17 protein-coding genes and 1 riboswitch are annotated in these 17,725 nt (G+C 61.5%); of the genes, 13 read left to right on the forward strand and 4 right to left on the reverse strand.

Features of this window, described 5'->3' with window-relative positions; all coding sequences use genetic code 11:
* Positions 1 to 357: 357 nt before the first annotated feature.
* The 7 genes from U9R81_RS11855 (at position 358) to U9R81_RS11885 (ending at position 3,215) form a co-directional block, all read left to right on the forward strand.
* On the forward strand, positions 358 to 780 hold the full coding sequence (locus U9R81_RS11855) for a hypothetical protein (protein WP_322495657.1): 423 nt from the start codon (positions 358 to 360) through the stop codon (positions 778 to 780).
* A 51-nt stretch (positions 781 to 831) separates the two neighbouring features.
* Complete coding sequence (locus U9R81_RS11860; RefSeq protein WP_322495658.1) at positions 832 to 1,002, forward strand: hypothetical protein; 171 nt, start codon at positions 832 to 834, stop codon at positions 1,000 to 1,002.
* Positions 1,003 to 1,629, forward strand: a complete 627-nt coding sequence (locus U9R81_RS11865; RefSeq protein ID WP_322495659.1) for a glycosyltransferase family 39 protein — start codon at positions 1,003 to 1,005, stop codon at positions 1,627 to 1,629.
* Between the two features lie 36 nt (positions 1,630 to 1,665).
* Positions 1,666 to 1,830 carry a hypothetical protein gene (locus tag U9R81_RS11870; RefSeq protein ID WP_322495660.1) on the forward strand — a complete coding sequence of 55 codons (165 nt, stop codon included), beginning with the start codon at positions 1,666 to 1,668 and terminating at the stop codon, positions 1,828 to 1,830.
* A gap of 9 nt (positions 1,831 to 1,839) precedes the next feature.
* Entirely contained in the window at positions 1,840 to 2,193 is a 354-nt protein-coding gene (locus tag U9R81_RS11875) for a hypothetical protein (RefSeq protein ID WP_322495661.1), read from the forward strand.
* 74 nt (positions 2,194 to 2,267) lie between these two features.
* On the forward strand, positions 2,268 to 2,546 hold the full coding sequence (locus tag U9R81_RS11880; protein ID WP_322495662.1) for an Lrp/AsnC ligand binding domain-containing protein: 279 nt from the start codon (positions 2,268 to 2,270) through the stop codon (positions 2,544 to 2,546).
* 144 nt (positions 2,547 to 2,690) lie between these two features.
* Positions 2,691 to 3,215: a single-stranded DNA-binding protein gene (locus U9R81_RS11885; RefSeq protein ID WP_322495663.1), complete on the forward strand. Its 525-nt coding sequence runs from the start codon at positions 2,691 to 2,693 to the stop codon at positions 3,213 to 3,215.
* 674 nt (positions 3,216 to 3,889) lie between these two features.
* Here the strand turns inward: U9R81_RS11885 and U9R81_RS11890 are convergent.
* Positions 3,890 to 6,130: a 6-phosphofructokinase gene (locus U9R81_RS11890; protein WP_322495664.1), complete on the reverse strand. Its 2,241-nt coding sequence runs from the start codon at positions 6,128 to 6,130 to the stop codon at positions 3,890 to 3,892.
* Between the two features lie 611 nt (positions 6,131 to 6,741).
* Between U9R81_RS11890 and U9R81_RS11895 the strand changes: the two genes are divergently transcribed.
* Complete coding sequence (locus tag U9R81_RS11895) at positions 6,742 to 8,922, forward strand: heavy metal translocating P-type ATPase (RefSeq protein ID WP_322495665.1); 2,181 nt, start codon at positions 6,742 to 6,744, stop codon at positions 8,920 to 8,922.
* A gap of 42 nt (positions 8,923 to 8,964) precedes the next feature.
* Here the strand turns inward: U9R81_RS11895 and U9R81_RS11900 are convergent, their stop codons facing one another.
* Both U9R81_RS11900 and U9R81_RS11905 read right to left on the reverse strand, forming a co-directional pair.
* Positions 8,965 to 10,314: a M20 family metallopeptidase gene (locus tag U9R81_RS11900; RefSeq protein WP_416180959.1), complete on the reverse strand. Its 1,350-nt coding sequence runs from the start codon at positions 10,312 to 10,314 to the stop codon at positions 8,965 to 8,967.
* A 57-nt stretch (positions 10,315 to 10,371) separates the two neighbouring features.
* Positions 10,372 to 11,478 carry a glycosyltransferase gene (locus U9R81_RS11905; RefSeq protein ID WP_322495667.1) on the reverse strand — a complete coding sequence of 369 codons (1,107 nt, stop codon included), beginning with the start codon at positions 11,476 to 11,478 and terminating at the stop codon, positions 10,372 to 10,374.
* A gap of 308 nt (positions 11,479 to 11,786) precedes the next feature.
* A riboswitch (FMN riboswitch) is annotated at positions 11,787 to 11,949 on the forward strand.
* Positions 11,950 to 12,130: 181 nt separating this feature from the next.
* Between U9R81_RS11905 and ribD the strand changes: the two genes are divergently transcribed.
* From ribD to carA, 5 genes are all read left to right on the forward strand, one after another.
* Entirely contained in the window at positions 12,131 to 13,282 is a 1,152-nt protein-coding gene (ribD, locus tag U9R81_RS11910) for a bifunctional diaminohydroxyphosphoribosylaminopyrimidine deaminase/5-amino-6-(5-phosphoribosylamino)uracil reductase RibD (protein WP_322495668.1), read from the forward strand.
* A gap of 2 nt (positions 13,283 to 13,284) precedes the next feature.
* Positions 13,285 to 13,896, forward strand: coding sequence for a riboflavin synthase (locus U9R81_RS11915; protein WP_322495669.1), 612 nt, complete (start codon positions 13,285 to 13,287; stop codon positions 13,894 to 13,896).
* Positions 13,877 to 15,124 carry a bifunctional 3,4-dihydroxy-2-butanone-4-phosphate synthase/GTP cyclohydrolase II gene (locus U9R81_RS11920; RefSeq protein WP_322495670.1) on the forward strand — a complete coding sequence of 416 codons (1,248 nt, stop codon included), beginning with the start codon at positions 13,877 to 13,879 and terminating at the stop codon, positions 15,122 to 15,124. Before U9R81_RS11915 ends, U9R81_RS11920 begins: the two co-directional genes overlap by 20 nt.
* Complete coding sequence (ribE, locus tag U9R81_RS11925) at positions 15,108 to 15,611, forward strand: 6,7-dimethyl-8-ribityllumazine synthase (protein WP_322495671.1); 504 nt, start codon at positions 15,108 to 15,110, stop codon at positions 15,609 to 15,611. The genes U9R81_RS11920 and ribE overlap by 17 nt, the downstream gene beginning before the upstream one ends.
* A gap of 307 nt (positions 15,612 to 15,918) precedes the next feature.
* Positions 15,919 to 17,046 (forward strand): glutamine-hydrolyzing carbamoyl-phosphate synthase small subunit, encoded by a 1,128-nt coding sequence (carA, locus tag U9R81_RS11930; protein WP_322495682.1) that lies wholly within the window; start codon positions 15,919 to 15,921, stop codon positions 17,044 to 17,046.
* A 19-nt stretch (positions 17,047 to 17,065) separates the two neighbouring features.
* On the opposite strand, the gene U9R81_RS11935 is transcribed toward carA, so the two are convergent.
* The gene (locus U9R81_RS11935) at positions 17,066 to 17,719 is read right to left on the reverse strand and encodes a DUF4230 domain-containing protein (RefSeq protein ID WP_322495672.1); all 654 of its coding nucleotides are present in this window, start codon (positions 17,717 to 17,719) and stop codon (positions 17,066 to 17,068) included.
* Positions 17,720 to 17,725: the final 6 nt, after the last annotated feature.

Consider the following 17,725-nt stretch of genomic DNA (forward strand, 5'->3'; position numbering starts at 1 on the left):
ATGCCTTGGAGAGTTATGATGGGCCGGTAAGGCCATGCCTACGGCGGGCCGGGGTGACTCTCGCCCTCGCGGGGGATTGCTTCGCCGCGCGGGGGCAGAGCACCGCTCTGCCCCTACGCGCGGCTCGCAATGGTATGAAGCGACATACGTTACACTGATAGCGGATTGCATGCCGCAATGCTGTAACTGATCGCACGAACGAGCACAGGGCGTTCGACAATCGTACCACGTATGCCTCACAGCTTCATCAACGTTATCGCCCACGAATGGCGCGTATTGCGCGCGCCGGCGCGCTGGATAGCGCTGGTCGTCTTCGTCGCGGCGGCGTTGCTCTCAGCCCAATGACCTCGCCAATATGTGATTGATGTCGGGTACGAAGAGGGAGTCGGCAACGTCGATTTGCCATTCTTGCGCGATTTCTATCCTGCCGAAGCGGGAGTCAATGGCACGTTTCGGTGGACTGGCGGCAATGCTAAAATCGATCTCCTCGGCTTGGGCACTCGCCCTGCCATCCTCCAATTCCGTTGGTTGCCGCTTGGCGATGCAATTGCCGATCTCGCGCCGGCTACCTATCAAGTGTGGAGTCATGATCAGCTTATCGCCGAAGTGCCGGTTAGGCGCAGTACCAGCCGCCAATGGCTGCTGGCGCCATCTGCAGCCGATGGCCATCTCTGCGTCCGGTTAGTAAGTGACAGCTTTCAGATCTCGCCAGACCCGCGCCGGCTCAGCTTACCGCTCGAACGGATCGAGATTGCGGTCATTCCCAGTGGATGGGCATAGCCGGCGGTTGACCGGCTGCTGTGGTGGGCCGGGGTCAGCGTGCTCGGCTAGTTGATACTGGCGCGCACCTTGGCGCAACGGGCCGGGTGGGGGAGAGCAATAGGGGTTGGCGCACTCTGTCTTGCCATCGTGCTCGATCCAGTGCGAATGGCATTTGGCGCTGAAGCGGCGTTTGTTGCGCTGGCCCTTGCTTATCCATTGACCATCGCGGTGCAGGCATAGTTGCACAGGCAAGCGTTGCCGGAAGAGATCGGCAACGCACTGGCGGCTATCGTTGCGATTGCCTGCGCTACCCGGATTGGGGGGCAGATTCTACCCGGCCAGTATGCCCGGCGACATCGGGTTCCACACCAACCGCTTTCACGAAATGCTCGGCGGATTGATCACTCTTATCTCGAACAATCGCGGGTGGCTTTTCCCTATCCGCCGGGGCCATACTTGCTACTGACGCTGCTGCGGGTATTCGGTCTTGAAACGCCGCTCCTCTTACAACTCGGCGCCGCGCTGGCCGACAGTCTCAGTGTGGTGATCATCTACTTTATTGCCCGCCGGGTGTTATCACCGCGAACGACCGTGTTGGCGGCAGGCATCTACATCTTTACCGTCGCCACCTACCTCACCACGTGGTGGTCGTTTGATACGCACATTATCATGCAGGCGCTCTACCTGCTGCTGCTGTGGGGCGTGATTCGGGCGTGGGAAGACTGGCAAGCCGGGCAATACTGCCGCGAGTGGATCCTCGGTCTGGCGTCGCTCAGCGCACTGGTCTTTCTCGGCCATTTCGGCTTCCTGATCAGCAGCGGCGCGCTTTTGGGGATGCTAGTAGCCATCGTCTGGGTTGCCGGCTAGGGGGGCGCAGCGTGGGCGCGACGGGTGCGCTGGCCATTGACAATAGCCATCGGCGGTGGCGCCGCATTTGCGATCATCTTCTTCTACAGCGCCTACCTGCCGATGTTCCTCGCGCAGCTCGAAACGGCGCGGAGCAGCGGGTTAACCGCAGTTTCCGGACGCGAGCCGGCCAGCCGTGAAGCGCTTTGGCGCACCCTTTAGCAAGCGGGTTTGGTTGCGCACTATGGGTTGTTGCCGGTACCATTTGCGCTGGCGGGACTCTGGCTGCTATGGCGCTGGCAGGGGTGGCAGATTACCACCGGTCTGATGGGGTTGAGTTTCATTGTCGCGATCATCTTTGCCACCCTACCGTTTATCACCCAAGTCTCGAACAGTCCACGCTATCTGATGGCGCTCAGGTGGGCGATTGCGGTGGATGCGGCGGCGGCCAGTGATGTGCTCTGGCAGCGCGGGTGGATTGGGCGCGCAAGTGTGATTGGCGCTGGGATGGTGGTGTTGCTCAACACGCTCTGGCACTGGCTCACGCCAATGCTGTGGCGCGCTCGCCCGCCGGAGCCGTTTTGAAATGCTGCTAGGCCAGCGCGTGCAATCTGGTATGATGGAGTGAAACAACCGCCAGCGAGCAAAGGATCCCGCGTATGGTGACAGCGTTTGTGTTCATTACCTGCGAACCGCAACGGATCAGCGATATCGCCCAAGAGGTCGCCGAATTGCCCAACGTCGCCGAAGTCTATTCGGTCACGGGTGACTATGATATTATCGCGGTGTTGCGCGTCAACGACTACGAAACACTCGACGAGGCGGTGCCGGGAGGCATTGCCCGCATTGCGGGGGTGCGCCACACCACGACGGTGCTCGCCTTTCGCCGCTACTCGCGGCGCGACCTTGCAGCCGGGTTCGACATCGGCTTATCGTAATTGTTAGCAAGCTGCAATCCATGTGCTTGACGGCCAGCGGAATGGGTGCTATAATTCGAACAGTAGTTCTAGAACGTGCGGGAAAGCTCTCGCTCGGTTCGGTACTGTTGGGACGATGACACACGAGAGACGAGGAGGGTTACGATGGCGAAGGATCTGAACAAAGTGCAACTGACGGGTCATCTCGGCGCTGATCCGGAAATGCGCTACACCGCGCAAGGCAGCGCCGTAACGACTTTCCGGGTGGCGAGCAACCGCACGTGGCGCGACAAAGACGGCAACCAACACGAAGAGACCGAGTGGTTCCGCATCGTGGCGTGGGATAAACTGGGTGAAATCTGCAATAACTACCTCACCAAAGGCACCCGCGTCTATATCGAGGGGCGGCTGCAAACCCGCAAGTGGACGGATCGCGACGGTCAAGAGCGGTACACCACCGAGGTGATTGCGCAAGATATGATCATTCTCTCGGCCAAGGGCGAGCGCGGGCCGGTACCCGATGCCGAGCCAGTTTACGACGAGCCGGTTGATGAGCCGGTACGCCGCACGCCGCCGCCGGCTAGCCCGCGCCCGGCGAACAACAATTCACCCGCGGTGCGCCCGCCGGCCAACCGCGCGCCTGCGCGCAATCAGCCCCAGCCGCTGGATGATGAGGATATTCCGTTTTAGCGATCGATAAGGGGGCGGTGTTAAAACCCGTCCTTACGGGGATTCGACCGGACGGGAGGTAAAACCCGTCCTTACGGGGGATCCGATCGGGACACTATGCGCTAGCTGGCTGCAATCTGCGCAGCTAGCCTTGCCATTGTGTATGCACCCTAGCCTGCCACCCGCTGCGGTGATGGTGGTGTGGTGAGCAATTGGGTTATGTGGCGCAACGCGAGCCATCATTGGGGTGGGGATAGCCGGCTGCTAGAGCTTCAAGAGCGGACAGAACCCGCGAGCGAAGATGTAGTTGATGGATTGGGGATGCGCCGGTGTACCCTCACCCCTAGCCCCTCTCCCGCGTCGCGGGAGAGGGGAGCGGAGAGCTAAGCGTTGAGGCATCGCACAGCGATCAACCGGTGTATGCAATCCCATGTTCTGTCCGTCCCTCAACTGCTAGAGCGGGGGGGAGCACGGGGTGTTTAGGGGGATGTCTGGAAGGCCAAGCGCGCTGTGAGTGTGGGCCGTCCGCGGATGGTAACGGGCGGGTTGGAATCCCACAGGTGCATCGCCTATCCGGGGGGGCCGTTCGCGGAGGGTCTAAGGGCGGGTTGGAAACCCGCCCTGTCCGACCTTCTTGCATTGATGATCTCGCTCGCTGCGCTCGGTTCCGTTTGCCGCGCCGTTGTGTGCGCACCTTAGCCTGCCACCCGCTGCGGTGATGGCGGGGTGGTGAGCAACTGGGTCATTTGGCGCAACTCAAGCCACCATTGCTCGCGGGGGCGGGCATAGATCGGATCCATCATTCGCGGCATTTCATCGAGCGGGTGGAATTGCACCTTACCGCCACGATAGCCGATAAATGCTCCCACCGGCTGGCGCTGGTCGGCGTGTTCGATCAGAAAGTCGATACAGCGGACCGCTAAGCGGGTAGCTTGGATGCGGTCAAAGGGCGATGGATCGCCGCCTTGTTGCAAGTGGCCGAGGATCGCTTGCCGCACCTCGAACAGCTTGCCGCCCTCTTCCTCAAACAACGAGCAGATAAACGAGGTGGTGTACACCGGATTAGCCTTTTCGTTGCGAATGATTAAGCTCAGCCGTTTGCCGCGCCGGAACCAGTTCATCATCTCGTCGAGATCGGCTTGCAAGGTGCGCAAGCTAATCCCCTCTTCGGGCAAATAGACCCGCTCAGACCCGGTGGCTAGCCCGCTCATCAGGGCCAGATAGCCGCAGTCGCGCCCCATCACCTCAACGATAAAACAGCGGCGCGAGGCGACTGCCGATTGCTTGATCCGGTCGATGGCATGCACGATGCTGTTGAGGGCGGTATCGGCGCCGAGGCTCAACTCGGAGCCGGGCAGGTTGTTGTCGATGGTAGCCGGCAAGCAGATGATCGGAATATTGAAGGCTGGAAAGATATGGCGCTCGCTGTAGAGCTTGTAGGCAGCCTGATAACCGGACCAGCCGCCAATCATCAAGATGCCGTCAATTCCGAAGCGCTCGATATTGCGCGCGATCTGGTACAGTTCGCTGCCCTGCGGAATCTTGCGGTTGGTGCCCAGCTCGGCTCCGCCCATCGTCGCCCAACCGCTTACACTCATCCAATCCATCTCGAAGATGTCGCCATCGATCAGGCCCTGAAAACCGTTGCGCACACCGAGGATAGTGTGGCCGCGATCAATCCCAATCCGCACGGCGGCCCGCACCGCTGTGTTCATCCCCGGCGCTGGGCCGCCGCTGTGCATGACCGCAAAGCGATGGCCGCGCCGTAGCCGGTCGGGTGGCGAAGGCTGCGACTGGATAAGTGTGCCGAGCGTGCGATAGGCTTCGACAAAGCTGTTGCCGCGCAGCGCCATCGCGCGTTCGTAATCGTGCTGGGCAATCGCTTCGGCCACCTGCCGGGTATCGGTGACGCAGGTCATTAACGGCAACCGTACCACCCGATTTTCGCGCAAGCCGATCAACTTTGGCTCGGCCTCCGGGCCGGCAGCCAGCAATTCTTCGACCGCCGTCGCGCCGAGCAGCGAACTCATCCAGCGGTCGAAGGCGCTTGGCGCGCCGCCGCGTTGCACGTGACCGAGAATGGTCACTCGCGTATCTTCGCCGAGCCGCTCTTCAAGCACTTTTCTGACATACGAGGCGGTGATCGGTTTGCCGTGGCGATCACAGGCCCCTTCGGCCACCACCACAATGCTATCGCGCCGGCCCTGCTCGCGCCCGATTCGCAGCACATCGCACATGTGCTGTTCCCAGTCATCCATCTGTGGCGGCATTTCCGGGATCAGCGCCCAATCAGCGCCGCCGGCGATAGCTCCCATCAGCGCCAGATAGCCGCAGTTGCGGCCCATCACCTCGATCACAAAGGTGCGCTGGTGGCTGGCCGCTGTCGAGCTGATCGCATCAATCGCCTCGGTAATCCGGTGCAGGGCGGTATCGGCACCGATCGTCATATCGGTGCCGCAGAAGTCGTTGTCAATACTGCCGACAATCCCGACAATTCGCAGATGGGGGTGAGCCGCTGCCTGTTCGTTGCTCACCTCGCCTGCTTCGACCAGCTCGGCGACCAGCTCTGACCACTCGCGGCGAAAGAGGTCGGCCCCAGTTAGGCTGCCGTCACCGCCGATAATCACGAGCCGGTCAATACCGAGCGCAAGCAGATTAGCCGCTGCTCGCCGGCGACCCTCGCGGGTGCGAAACTCGGCGCTGCGAGCGGTGCCGATGATAGTGCCGCCGCGATGGATGATCCCGCCGACTGAACTCCAATCCATACGGCGGATGAGCTTGCCGCCTTGGATCAAGCCCTGATAGCCTTCGTAAATCGCGTATACTTCACAGCCACGGCTAATGCCGGTGCGCACGACGGCCCGCACCGCCGCGTTCATGCCCGGCGCATCACCGCCGCTGGTCAACACCCCGATGCGAATCGTTGTGTCTGTCATAGTGCTCCTCGCCTTTCTGGCGGATAGCGACTTGGTTGCATGCGCAAGTATATCACAGGGGCGGGAAAGAATGCCAAGCTCGGTAACGCCAAGGCGCAAAGCGAGCAAAGGTGCAGAGGATGTTAAACGCAAAGGCGCAAAGGGCGCAGAGATTTGTTGGGGGTTAGGGGCAAGTGTGAGTTGGGACTATCCGTTCAACCATTTCGCCTGTTGCAACCTACTTGCAGCCAACCACTATTAGCGAGGATAGCGATAAGACTGGGACTATCCGTTCAACCATTCCGCTATTGCAACTTTAATCCTGCATACCCTCCATTTGCGGTGGTTGTGATCAACGCAACCATTTCGCCTGTTGCAACCACTCTTCATTTGGACACTCCCTTAGCCCGATGGTAGAGCGTTGGAACGCTCTTATGCATGATGTGCTGCAACCACTCTCCATGTGGGCACTCTCCCAACTCTGCTCTATCTCGGCATTGTTACGTTCACCATCCTCTGCACCGCGTATCTAAGACATAGTGTCATTTTTACTCATCCCCCTTGACTTTGCGCCTGAATGCAGTAGAGTGAGGGCATGAACCGCATACTTGCACTGCTGAGGAAGAATGACGATGAACCACCAGCAGTTTACGATTAAGGGTTTGGATTGCCCCGATTGCGCGCGTTCGGTCGAGCGTGGTGTGGCCCGGCTGGACGGGGTGACGTTGTGCAGTCTGAATTTCACCACCGAGACATTGCACGTTACCGGTGATGTAGACCCGGACGCAGTGATTGCGCGGGTGCGCGAGTTGGGGTATGACGTGGCGCCGGTGGTGAAGGCGCAGCCAGAGCCGCCGCCGGCCTTGCTCCGCTTTATGCTGAGCCGGCGCGAGACGCAGTTGGCGTTGATCGGGTTGTTGCTCGTGTTGCCGGGGATTGTGCTCCACGAGGTGTTACGGTGGGAGGCGTGGTGGATTGATGGGTTGGCGTTGGGCGGCTTGGCGCTGGTAGGGCCGTTGGTGGCGCGCAATGCGTGGCGCACGCTGCGCACCAACCGCGAGGTAAGCATTGATGCGCTGATGACGATTGCCGCCGTTGGGGCGGTGATCATTGGTGCGTATGTCGAGGCGGGGTTAGTGATGGTGCTGTATGCGATCGGTGAGGCGCTGGAGGGCTACTCGGCCAGCCGCGCGCGCCATGCCATTCGCAGCCTGTTGGAGTTGACCCCGCCGACGGCAACCTTGCTCACCGCTACGGGTGAGCAGGTCGTGCCGGTGGTGGCGTTGCGCCCCGGCGACCGGATTGTGATCAAACCCGGCGAGCGGATTCCAGTGGATGGCACGGTGGCCGCCGGAAGTTCGCTGGTCAATCAGGCTCCGATGACCGGTGAGAGCCGGTTGATCGAGCGGAGTGCAGGTGATGCGCTGTTTGCTGGAACGATGAATGGGGAGGGAAGCCTAGAGGTGATCGTTGAGCGGCCCGCCGCCGAGAGTGCGGTGGCGCGCATGATCCATCTGGTGCAAGAGGCGCACGAGCGGCGCGCGCCGGTGCAGCGGTTTGTTGATCGCTTCGCCCGTTACTATACGCCGCTGGTGGTGGCGCTGGCGGCGCTGGTAGCGATTGTGCCGCCGCTCTTGTTTGGCCAACCGTTCTGGAATCCCGCCCCCGATACGTTTGGCTGGCTCTACCGCGGTCTGGCGCTGCTGGTGGTGGCGTGCCCGTGCGCGCTTGTGATCAGCACCCCGGTGAGCATTGTCAGCGCCCTCAGCGCGGCAGCCCGCCACGGGGTGTTGATTAAGGGTGGCGCCTACCTTGAGACGCTGGCGCGGGTGAAGACGGTGGCGGTGGATAAGACCGGCACGCTGACCACCGGTAAGCCGGCGGTGGTGGCGTTACGCGCAGTGGGGTGCAGTGCGCCTGATACTGCCCCGGTCGGGCATTGTGCGGCCTGCGATGAATTGCTGACGCTGGCCGGCGCGGTCGAGCGCCGTTCCGAGCATCCGTTGGCCCACGCAATTGTGAGTGCGGCTGCCAGCCGCGGCCTGCCTTTGCCGCCAGCCGAGCAGGTGCGGGCATTGGTGGGCAAGGGTGTACAGGGGGTGGTGAACGGCAATGAGGTGCTGATCGGCAGCCACCGGGTGTTTGATCAGACGTTGGCCCACGATGAATGGCACTGTCTTGCTGCAAAGCATGATAGCCAACTTGGGCGCACGCCGCTGATGGTCGGGGTGGATGGCCGGTATCGCGGCACTATTACCGTGGCCGATACGGTGCGCGAAGAGAGCCGTAGCGCGATTGCCGCCTTGCGCGATCAAGGCGTGCGGGTGGTGATGTTAACTGGTGACGAACCGGCGACCGCTGAGCGAATCGCCGGAGAACTCGGTGTGAACGAGGTGCGGGCTGGCCTGTTGCCGGAAGACAAGGCGCAGGCGGTGCGCGAGCTGCGCCAGCCTGACAGTGCAGTCGCGATGGTCGGCGATGGCATCAACGACGCGCCGGCGCTGGCCAGCGCCGATGTCGGCATCGCGATCGGCGCTGACGCCGGCGGCACGACGCAGGCGATGGAGACCGCTGATATCACGTTGCTCGGCGGCGATTTGCGCCAGTTGCCGTTTGCGGTGGCGCTCAGCCGGCGGACAATGCGCACCATTGCGGCGAATGTCGCGTTTAGCATTGGTATGAAGCTGTTGTTTATCGCGCTGGTGCTGGTTGGTCTCGGCACGATGTGGATGGCGGTGCTGGCCGATGTGGGGGCGTCGTTATTGGTGACGTTGAACGGCATGCGGTTGTTGGGCTTCCGGGGGCGGTTGTAGGGGCACAGCGACGCTGTGCTCCTACAACCACCCCCGAAACCCCTACGATCGGGCGAAATGGTGGATGAAGCTGCCCATCCATTGCATCGCGCGCCAATAATCGGCTACGCGGATGTTTTCGTTGGGGGAATGAATGCGGGTGCCGTGGTAGCCGCAGCCGGCGCCGCTAGCGACCGGGGTGCCGAGCGCGGTGCAGAGCGGGTAGATTGGGCCGGTGCCGGCCATCGTCGGGTAGAGGATCGGTTCGCTGCCGTACACGTCACGCGCCGAGGCGACAGCGGCTTGCACAATCGCCGCATCAAGCGGGCCGCGGGCCGGGTGCTCGCCGCCGAGATCGATAATCTCGATGTCGCTGAAACCCTCGGCGTCGAGATGGCGGCGCAACTGGTGCAAGACCTCTGCCGGTTCCATATCGGGCGCTAGCCGGAAGTCGATCTTGGCCCGCGCTTCATTCGGCAGTACCGTCTTGCTGCCTTCGCCGGTGTAGCCGCTGACCAGCCCGCAGATGGTGCAGGTCGGCTCAAACAGGTGGCGGCGTAGCCGCTCGATCCCGCGCACACCATCGAGAAACTCGCTCAAGCCAAAATCGGCCAGCAACTCGTCGTCGTTCGCCGGAATGGTGGCCAACGCCGCCAGATCGGCTTCGGTGGCCGGGCGTACCCGATCGTAGAAGCCGGGAATGCGCACCCGTCCATCGGGGCCTTTGAGCGTATTGAGCGCCCACGCCAGCCGCCACGCCGGGTTGGGCACGAAGGTAGCATACGACGAGTGCAGATCATAGCTGGCGCCGCGCGCCACCAGCTCAACATATTGGATGCCCTTGGCGCCGCAGGTAACGGTGGGCCGTTCGCTCAGATCAACGCCGCCGGTTTCCCAGAGGCAGCCGTCGGCGCGCAGCAGATCGGCGTAGTCGCGGCAAATGGCCGGTAAGGTGCGCGAACTGGTCTCTTCTTCGCCTTCGATGGCAAAGATGATTTTGATTGGGAGATCGCCTTGGGTCGCCAGCCATGCCTCGATCGCTTGGAGGCGTAGCATCAAGTTGCCTTTGTTGTCGGCCACTCCGCGCCCGTACCACTTCCCATCGCGCTCGGTTAACTCAAAGGGCGGGCTATCCCACAGCTCCAGCGGTTCTGCCGGCTGCACATCGTAGTGGTCGTAGATCAGCAGGGTGCGCGGGCCGTTGCCGATCGTGGCATAGACCATCGGGTTGCCGCCATCAGCGGTCAGCAGGCGGGTTTCGGCGCCAAGCCGTTGCAACCGCTGCGCGACGAACTCTGCGGTTTCGGCAATGCCGCGGTTTTGGACCGCGACTGAGGGCAAGCGGATCAGATCGGCCAATTCGGCGCGAAAACGCTCCCGGTTGGCGTCGATGTAGGCCGTAAAGCGTTCCATCATAGTTGCTCCGTCCAATATTCGGTTACACGCCGGTATTATAAGCCAATATCGCGGCTACGCGCGGTTGCCGATCTCAGCATAGATCATCTCAATCCGATCCAGCATCAGTTCAAGGCGAAATTCAGCCATCGCCCGTTCCCGTCCGGCCATCCCTAGCGCGCGGACACGGGTTGGGTTGGCGAACAGCTCGGCTAGGGCGCGGGCCAGCGCTGGCGGGTCATCGGGCGGCACGACGAATCCGGTGCGGCCATGGACGGTCACATAACTGGTGCCGGTGCCTAATTCGGTGCAGATCACCGGCAACCCGGCCATTTGGGCTTCGATCTGAACAATGCCGAAGGCTTCGCTGCGGGCGACCGACGGCAAGACAAAGACATCAGCGATCGCGTAGAGCGCGCGCAGCGTCGCGTTGTCAACTGCGCCGAGCACATGCACTCGCTCGCCTATTCCCAATTCGTGCGCTAAGCGGGCGAGATCACTACCGCGCACAGTGGCATCCCCGCCGGCAATAATGGCATGGCCGCGCGGGAGCAGCGCAATCGCGCGCACGAGCCGATCAACGCCTTTGTAGTAGCGCAGCCGGCCAACGAAGAGCGCATTGGGGCCGGGGAAGCGGCGGCGTAAGTCGGCGACCAGCACCGGATCGGGCAAGGGCAGCGGCGGTAGGCCGTGCGGCACGACCCGCACTCGTTCGTGGTGGCGGGCCAGCCATGGCGATGATTGCACGATTGCTCGGCTAGCGACGATGATGCGGGTAGCGCGGCGCAAGGTGTGATGAATCAGCGGCGCTGTAAGCGTACCTAGTATACGCTGGCGCACGATGTCGCTATGGTAGGTGACAACCAGCGGCGCGCGCGTGGCCAGTAGGGCGAGATCACCAACCGGGTATGGGTGGTGGAAGTGGATCAGGTCGGGCCGGCAGCGGGCGGCTTGCCAGAGCAGGGCGGGGCTCAGCGGCGCGCGGGCAAGGGTGAGCAGGCGGGGCGTGGCGATGAGTTCCACCCCGTTGCGCCATTCGTGCCGGCCTTGGCTCCCCGCTGCGACGTAGAGCACTGTCACCCGGTGACCGCGAGCGGCTAATCCTTCGCTGAGCAGTTGCAGATGGCCTTCGATGCCGCCGTGTACCGGCGGGTAGTCTTTGTAGAGTTGCAAGATGTGCATAGAGCGAATGATACACGCAAAAACGGGTAACGCAAAGGCGTTGTAGAGCCGGACGGCTGTCCGGCTCCGCAAAGGCGCAGGGGGTAAAACGCAAAGGCGCGAAGGACGCAGAGGGCGCAAAGGGTTGGGAATGGGGAGCAAGGAGATAGGGAGTATCGTTCTGCCTCTTCCCCACTCCCTATCTCCCGCCTACCGCTCTCACCTCCAGCCCTCCCCCGCTGGGGGAGGGAGTCGCACGATTCCCCGGAAGGGGGCACGCTTGCTGCACATGCTTGCTAGTTGGTGTACAATAAAGTAACAACTCAATACGCAACCTTCGGGGCAGGGTGAGTCTGAGGTTCACCAGCGCGTGAACAGCAGGCAATTCCCGATCGGTGGTATAGCCCACGAGCGGATTGTCGTGATCAGCAATCTGCACGATCCGGTGAAACTCCGGGGCCGACCGTATAGTCGGGATGCAAGAAGGGTTCGCTGCAACGTATTGCTCTACACGCTTTTCGTAGGGCTGTGTTGCGCATGATTTGCATGCCCCGAACACATCGTTTGTTCGGGGTTTTTCATTGAACGAGGCAGTCACTCGTCTGCCGGACGTTCCGATTCACGTTGCCCCGAAGGAACAAGGTTCGCTAGAACGTTCCTTTGGGGTTTTGTTATGTCTGCGCAACACCTGAACTACATGCGCCGCGCGCTTGAACTTGCGCGGCAAGCGGAAGGGCGTACCAGTCCAAACCCCATGGTTGGCGCCGTCATTGTGAACAATGGGTGTATCGTCGGCGAAGGCTATCACCAGCGGGCTGGCGCGCCCCATGCCGAGATTGAGGCTTTGCGCGCGGCTGGTGAAGCCGCGCGCGGGGCGACAATGTATGTCTCGCTAGAACCGTGCGCGCATTATGGCCGGACGCCACCTTGCACCGATGCGCTAATCGCCGCCGGTATTGCTGAAGTGTATTACGCCATCGGCGATCCCAACCCGCGGGTGAATGGCAAAGGCCATGCCCAACTCACCGCCGCCGGCATTCGCGTGCATCACGGTCTCTGCGCTGACGAGGCCTACCAACTTAATCGGGCATATTTCAAGCACATTACCACTGGCCAGCCGTTCGTGACCGCAAAGTTTGCGATGAGCCTCGATGGCAAGATCGCCACCATCACCGGCCAGTCACGCTGGATCAGCAATCCGGCATCGCGCCAGCGTGTGCATACGCTGCGGAACGTCACCGATGCCGTGCTGGTGGGGGCGGGAACGGTGATGGCCGATAATCCCTCTCTTACCACGCGCTTGACCAGCGATCAACTTGGTTCTCCGCACGATATTCGCCATCCGGTACGCATTATCGCTGATAGTCGCGGGCGGGCGCCGCTTTCGGCCAAGGTATTCGATCCGGTGTTGCCCGGCCAGACGGTGCTGGCGACGACAGCGCAAGCGCCTGCTGATCACCGTTGTGCATTAGCGGCGCGTGGGGTTGAGGTGTGGGTGTTGCCCCCCGATGAACAGGGTCGGGTAAGCTTGCCGGCGTTGCTTACGGAGATAGGTCGTCGTGGCTTCACCAACCTCTTGGTTGAGGGGGGTAGCGAACTCCTCGGTGCGCTTTTCGCGGCCCGCTTGGTGGATCGGGTGTGGGTCTTTATCGCGCCTGTGATTATCGGTGGTCGCGACGCGCCGGGGCCAGTGGGAGGGTTGGGCTTTGCGACGCTGGCGCAGGCAGTGCGTTTATGTCAGTTCCAGCTTGAACAGATCGCAACCGATGCTTCGTCAGCGCCTGATGTGTGGATTCAGGCCGATGTGATCTATCCAGAGGTGTAACGATGTTTACCGGCATTATCGAAGAGATTGGGATCGTCGAACGGTTAAGCCAAGTTGAAGGCGGCTGGTCGTTGACGGTGCAAGCCGCGACGGTGCTGGACGGCACAGCTTTGGGGCACAGCATTGCCGTGAATGGGGCGTGTCTCACGGTTACGGCCCTGACCGACCGCAGCTTTACGGTTGGGCTCTCGCCAGAGACGTTGCGCCGGACGAACCTTGGCGAGGTGCAACCCGGTGAGGGGGTCAATCTGGAACGCTCGCTGGCGGCCAATGGCCGGATTGGCGGCCATTTTGTGCAGGGCCATGTTGATGGCACCGGTGTGATCCGGTCGTTCCATCCAGAAGGCGATTCCCTCTGGGTGACGGTTGAGGCTGAGCCTGCATTGCTGCGCTATATCGTGCCGAAAGGCTACATCGCGGTTGATGGTGCGAGTCTCACGGTGGTGGATGTACTGCCTGATGCGTTCACGTTTATGCTGGTCGCTTACACGCAACAGCATATTACCTTGCCGCGCAAGCCGGTTGGCAGTCGCGTCAATCTCGAAGTGGATGTGTTAGCCAAGTATGTGGAGAAGTTCCTTGGGGAGGCGCCGTATGCCATTCGCAAGCGTTGAAACCGCTATTGCTGACTTTCGGGCCGGTAAGTTTGTGATCATTGTTGATGATGAAGACCGTGAGAATGAAGGTGATCTGGCGATTGCCGCCGAATTTGCCACGCCGCAGGCGATTAACTTTATGGCACGGGAAGGGCGCGGCCTGATCTGCGTTGCAATGACTGGCGAGCGGCTCGACGAGCTGCGGATTCCGCTGATGGTTCCGCCTACCGAGAACACCACTCGCTTCGGTACTGCCTTCACCGTTTCGGTCGAAGCGCGGCGGGGCGTGACAACCGGCATCTCGGCGTTTGATCGCGCCACCACCATCCGGACTCTGATTGATCCGGCGACCCGGCCCGAAGATCTCGCCCGGCCCGGTCATGTCTTTCCCCTGCGCGCCGCTGCCGGCGGGGTGTTGGTGCGGCCCGGCCAAACCGAGGCTTCCCTTGATCTAGCGCGAATAGCCGGGCTTTACCCGGCAGCGGTGATTTGCGAAATCATGAACCCCGACGGCACGATGGCGCGGCTGCCCGACCTTGCAGTGTTTGCCGCTCATCACGGTCTTTCGATCTTGTCCATCGCCAGCCTGATCGCTTATCGCTACCGCACCGAAACGGTTGTGCGCCAAGCAGCCGAAACGCGTTTGCCGACCGCGTATGGCACGTTTCGCCTGCTTGCGTTTGAGCACATCTTCACCACTGAAACCCATCTCGCTTTGATCTATGGCACTGCCAACGGGCATCCGCCGCTCGTGCGGCTGCATTCCGAATGCCTGACCGGTGACGCACTCGGTTCGCAGCGTTGTGATTGCGGCGCGCAGTTGGCTGCGGCGCAACAGCAGATTGCCAAGGCAGGCTACGGGGCCATTCTCTATCTGCGCCAAGAAGGACGCGGCATTGGCTTGCTCAACAAGTTGCGCGCCTATGCCCTGCAAGATCAGGGGTTCGATACGGTCGAAGCCAATCGCCACTTAGGCTTGCCAGTTGATGTGCGCGATTACGGCATTGCGGCCCAAATGCTACGTTGTCTCGGCATGGAAGAGGTGCGTTTACTGACGAACAATCCGGCCAAGATCGCCGGTCTCGAACGGTACGGCGTGGCGGTGCGCGAACGGATTCCGCTGCACATTCCGCCAAGCGGCGCTAACCGGCGTTATTTGACGACGAAACGGGCGAAATTAGGGCATCTGCTCCCTGATTATGATACGGAGGGTGTGTTTGGAGGCAACAATGGGTGTCACGTTTGAAGGCCATCTGGTTGGTACCGGCTTGCGATTCGGGATCGTGATCTCGCGTTTCAACGACACAATTGGGCGTGAGTTGCTGAGGGGCGCGATGGATACGCTCACCCGGCATGGCGTCGCTCACGATGACATCGATATTGCTTGGGTGCCGGGGGCGTTTGAGTTGCCGCTCGTGGCGAAGCGGATGGCGCAACGTAAGCGTGCCACCGGTGATCGCCCGTACTATGATGCTGTGATCTGTCTTGGCGTAGTCATTCGCGGCGCGACGAGCCATTTTGAGTACGTGGCGGGGCAGGCTGCCGGCGGGATTGCGGCCACGGCGTTGGCGACCGATGTGCCGATTGTGTTTGGTGTGCTGACCACTGAAACCATCGAGCAGGCGATTGAACGGGCCGGTACCAAGGCCGGTAATCGTGGCGCCGAGGCGGCGTTGGCTGCTATCGAGATGGCTAATCTGCTGCGGGAGATTGACGGTTGTCCGAATCTATAAAGGCGCAGTAGAGCCGGACGGCTGTCCGGCTTCGGCAAAGACGCAGAGGTTTTTAACGCAAAGGCGCAAAGGGCGCAGAGGGCGTAAAGGATTTTTGGGTAGCCCCCACCCCAGCCCTCCCCTGCTGGGGGAGGGAGGCGCACGCTTCCCGCCGGAAGACGATCTCTCGCGCCCATTCCTCGGCGTCCTCTGCGGTAAGAAATATCTCGCCAGACTTTGCGGCCAACCCTTCCGCTTATGTTACAATACCGCCGATGATCCGGCAGGCAACGGCCAACGGCCCGCGCCCCACCACGAGAACACGACAATGGATGCAGTGCTTGTCCTCGAAGATGGCCGCGTCTTCCCCGGTCGCTCGTTTGGCGCACCTGGCGAACGTATCGGCGAGGTGGTGTTTCACACCGGGATGACCGGGTATCAAGAGATTTTGACCGATCCTTCCTACTGCGGCCAGTTGGTGGCGATGACTGCGCCGCATATCGGCAATACCGGCGTTAACGATTTTGACCCCGAATCGATCCAGCCCCAAGTGGCTGGCTTTATCGTCCGTAGCTACAGCGAGCACTATAGTTCGTGGCGCGCGCGCGGCAGTTTGGCCCAGTTGCTGCGCGACTACGGCATCGTTGCGATTAGTGATGTGGATACGCGCGCGCTTACTCGCCATATCCGCACTGCCGGCGCGATGCGCGGGATTATTTCGACCACCGGCGAGTCGATCGATTCATTGCTAGCCAAGTGCCGCGCCGCGCCGCCGATGGAGGGGCAAGACCTGACGCAGGTGGTGACCTGCCCCGAACCGTACCATTGGGCAACGAATAGCGTGCCGTTCACGCCGCCCTACCCGAATGGCCCGGCCCAAGAGCTGACCTATCACGTGGTGGCGTATGATTTCGGCATCAAACGTACCATCTTGCGCCGGCTGGTCGACCACGGCTGCCGGGTAACGGTGGTGCCGGCGACGACTTCACCCGCCGATGTGCTGGCGTTGCAGCCCGACGGCATCCTCTTCTCGAATGGGCCGGGCGATCCGGCGGCGGCGACCTACGCGGTGGCCAATTTGCGTGCCTTGCTGGGCAAGCGGCCTATCTTTGGTATCTGCCTCGGCCACCAACTGATGGGGCTGGCGCTGGGAGGGCGCACCTACAAGCTGCCGTTCGGCCATCACGGCGCGAACCATCCGGTGCGCTATTTGCCGACTGGACGGGTCGAGATCACCTCGCAAAACCACGGCTTTGCCGTCGATCCCGACTCGTTGCCGGCAGGGGCGGAGCTGACCCATATCAATCTGAATGACCAGACGCTGGAGGGGTTTAGCTATCCCGAACGGCACTGCTTTAGCGTCCAGTATCACCCCGAAGCCGGGCCGGGGCCGCACGATGCGACCTATCTGTTCGGGCAGTTTACGGCGATGATGGCGGCATGGCGGCAGGCGTAGCCAATGCTATGCCCGCCGTTTAGGGCGCACTGTACCCGCGCACGATCACACGCACCTCAGCGATGCCGAGGCTATTGAGCAATTGGGTATAATAGGCTTCGGCGTCGCGAGCGGTTTGTGAGAGAATGCCGGCTTCGATCGCGGCCTTGACTAGCGTCGCTTTGGCTTCGGCATCGACCGATTGGAAGAAGTTTTCGAGGCTGGTTTGCGGGCAGATAAAGCCGGGGCAGAAGTCGGTATTCTCGATGATCCGGCTGTTGGCGAGATCGAGCGATACCTGATCGGTAAAGACCTGCGGCGGCGGGAGCGTGATCTGCGCCCGCCGGCCATCACTGCTCACCCAGATGTCTTCGGGTCGCAGTTGGCTGAGATCGATCCCCGCCGGCACTCGCCCGCGAATCAGCACCAGAAACTCTTGTCGCACCCCTAGATTGCGCAGAAACGATGCCCACCCCGCCGGCGCGTCGAGATGGCGCACTTCCACCCCAGCGTAATGCTCGATGAATATCTGCTTGTTGACTCGCCGCACCGCCTCGATAAGCTGTGGGCCAACGGAAGTTGTGATCGACGTGGGTGGCGCCGAGGCCTGCTGGAACGCTTGCACGACGCTCCAGACCAAAAACAGCACCGCCGCAATGGCTAACCCATTCCAGACTAGCTTCAGCGTGCGCACACTCGC

Origin of the sequence: Chloroflexus sp. (genome assembly GCF_034435895.1) — a bacterium.
In the GTDB taxonomy this organism is placed as follows: Bacteria; Chloroflexota; Chloroflexia; order Chloroflexales; family Chloroflexaceae; genus Chloroflexus.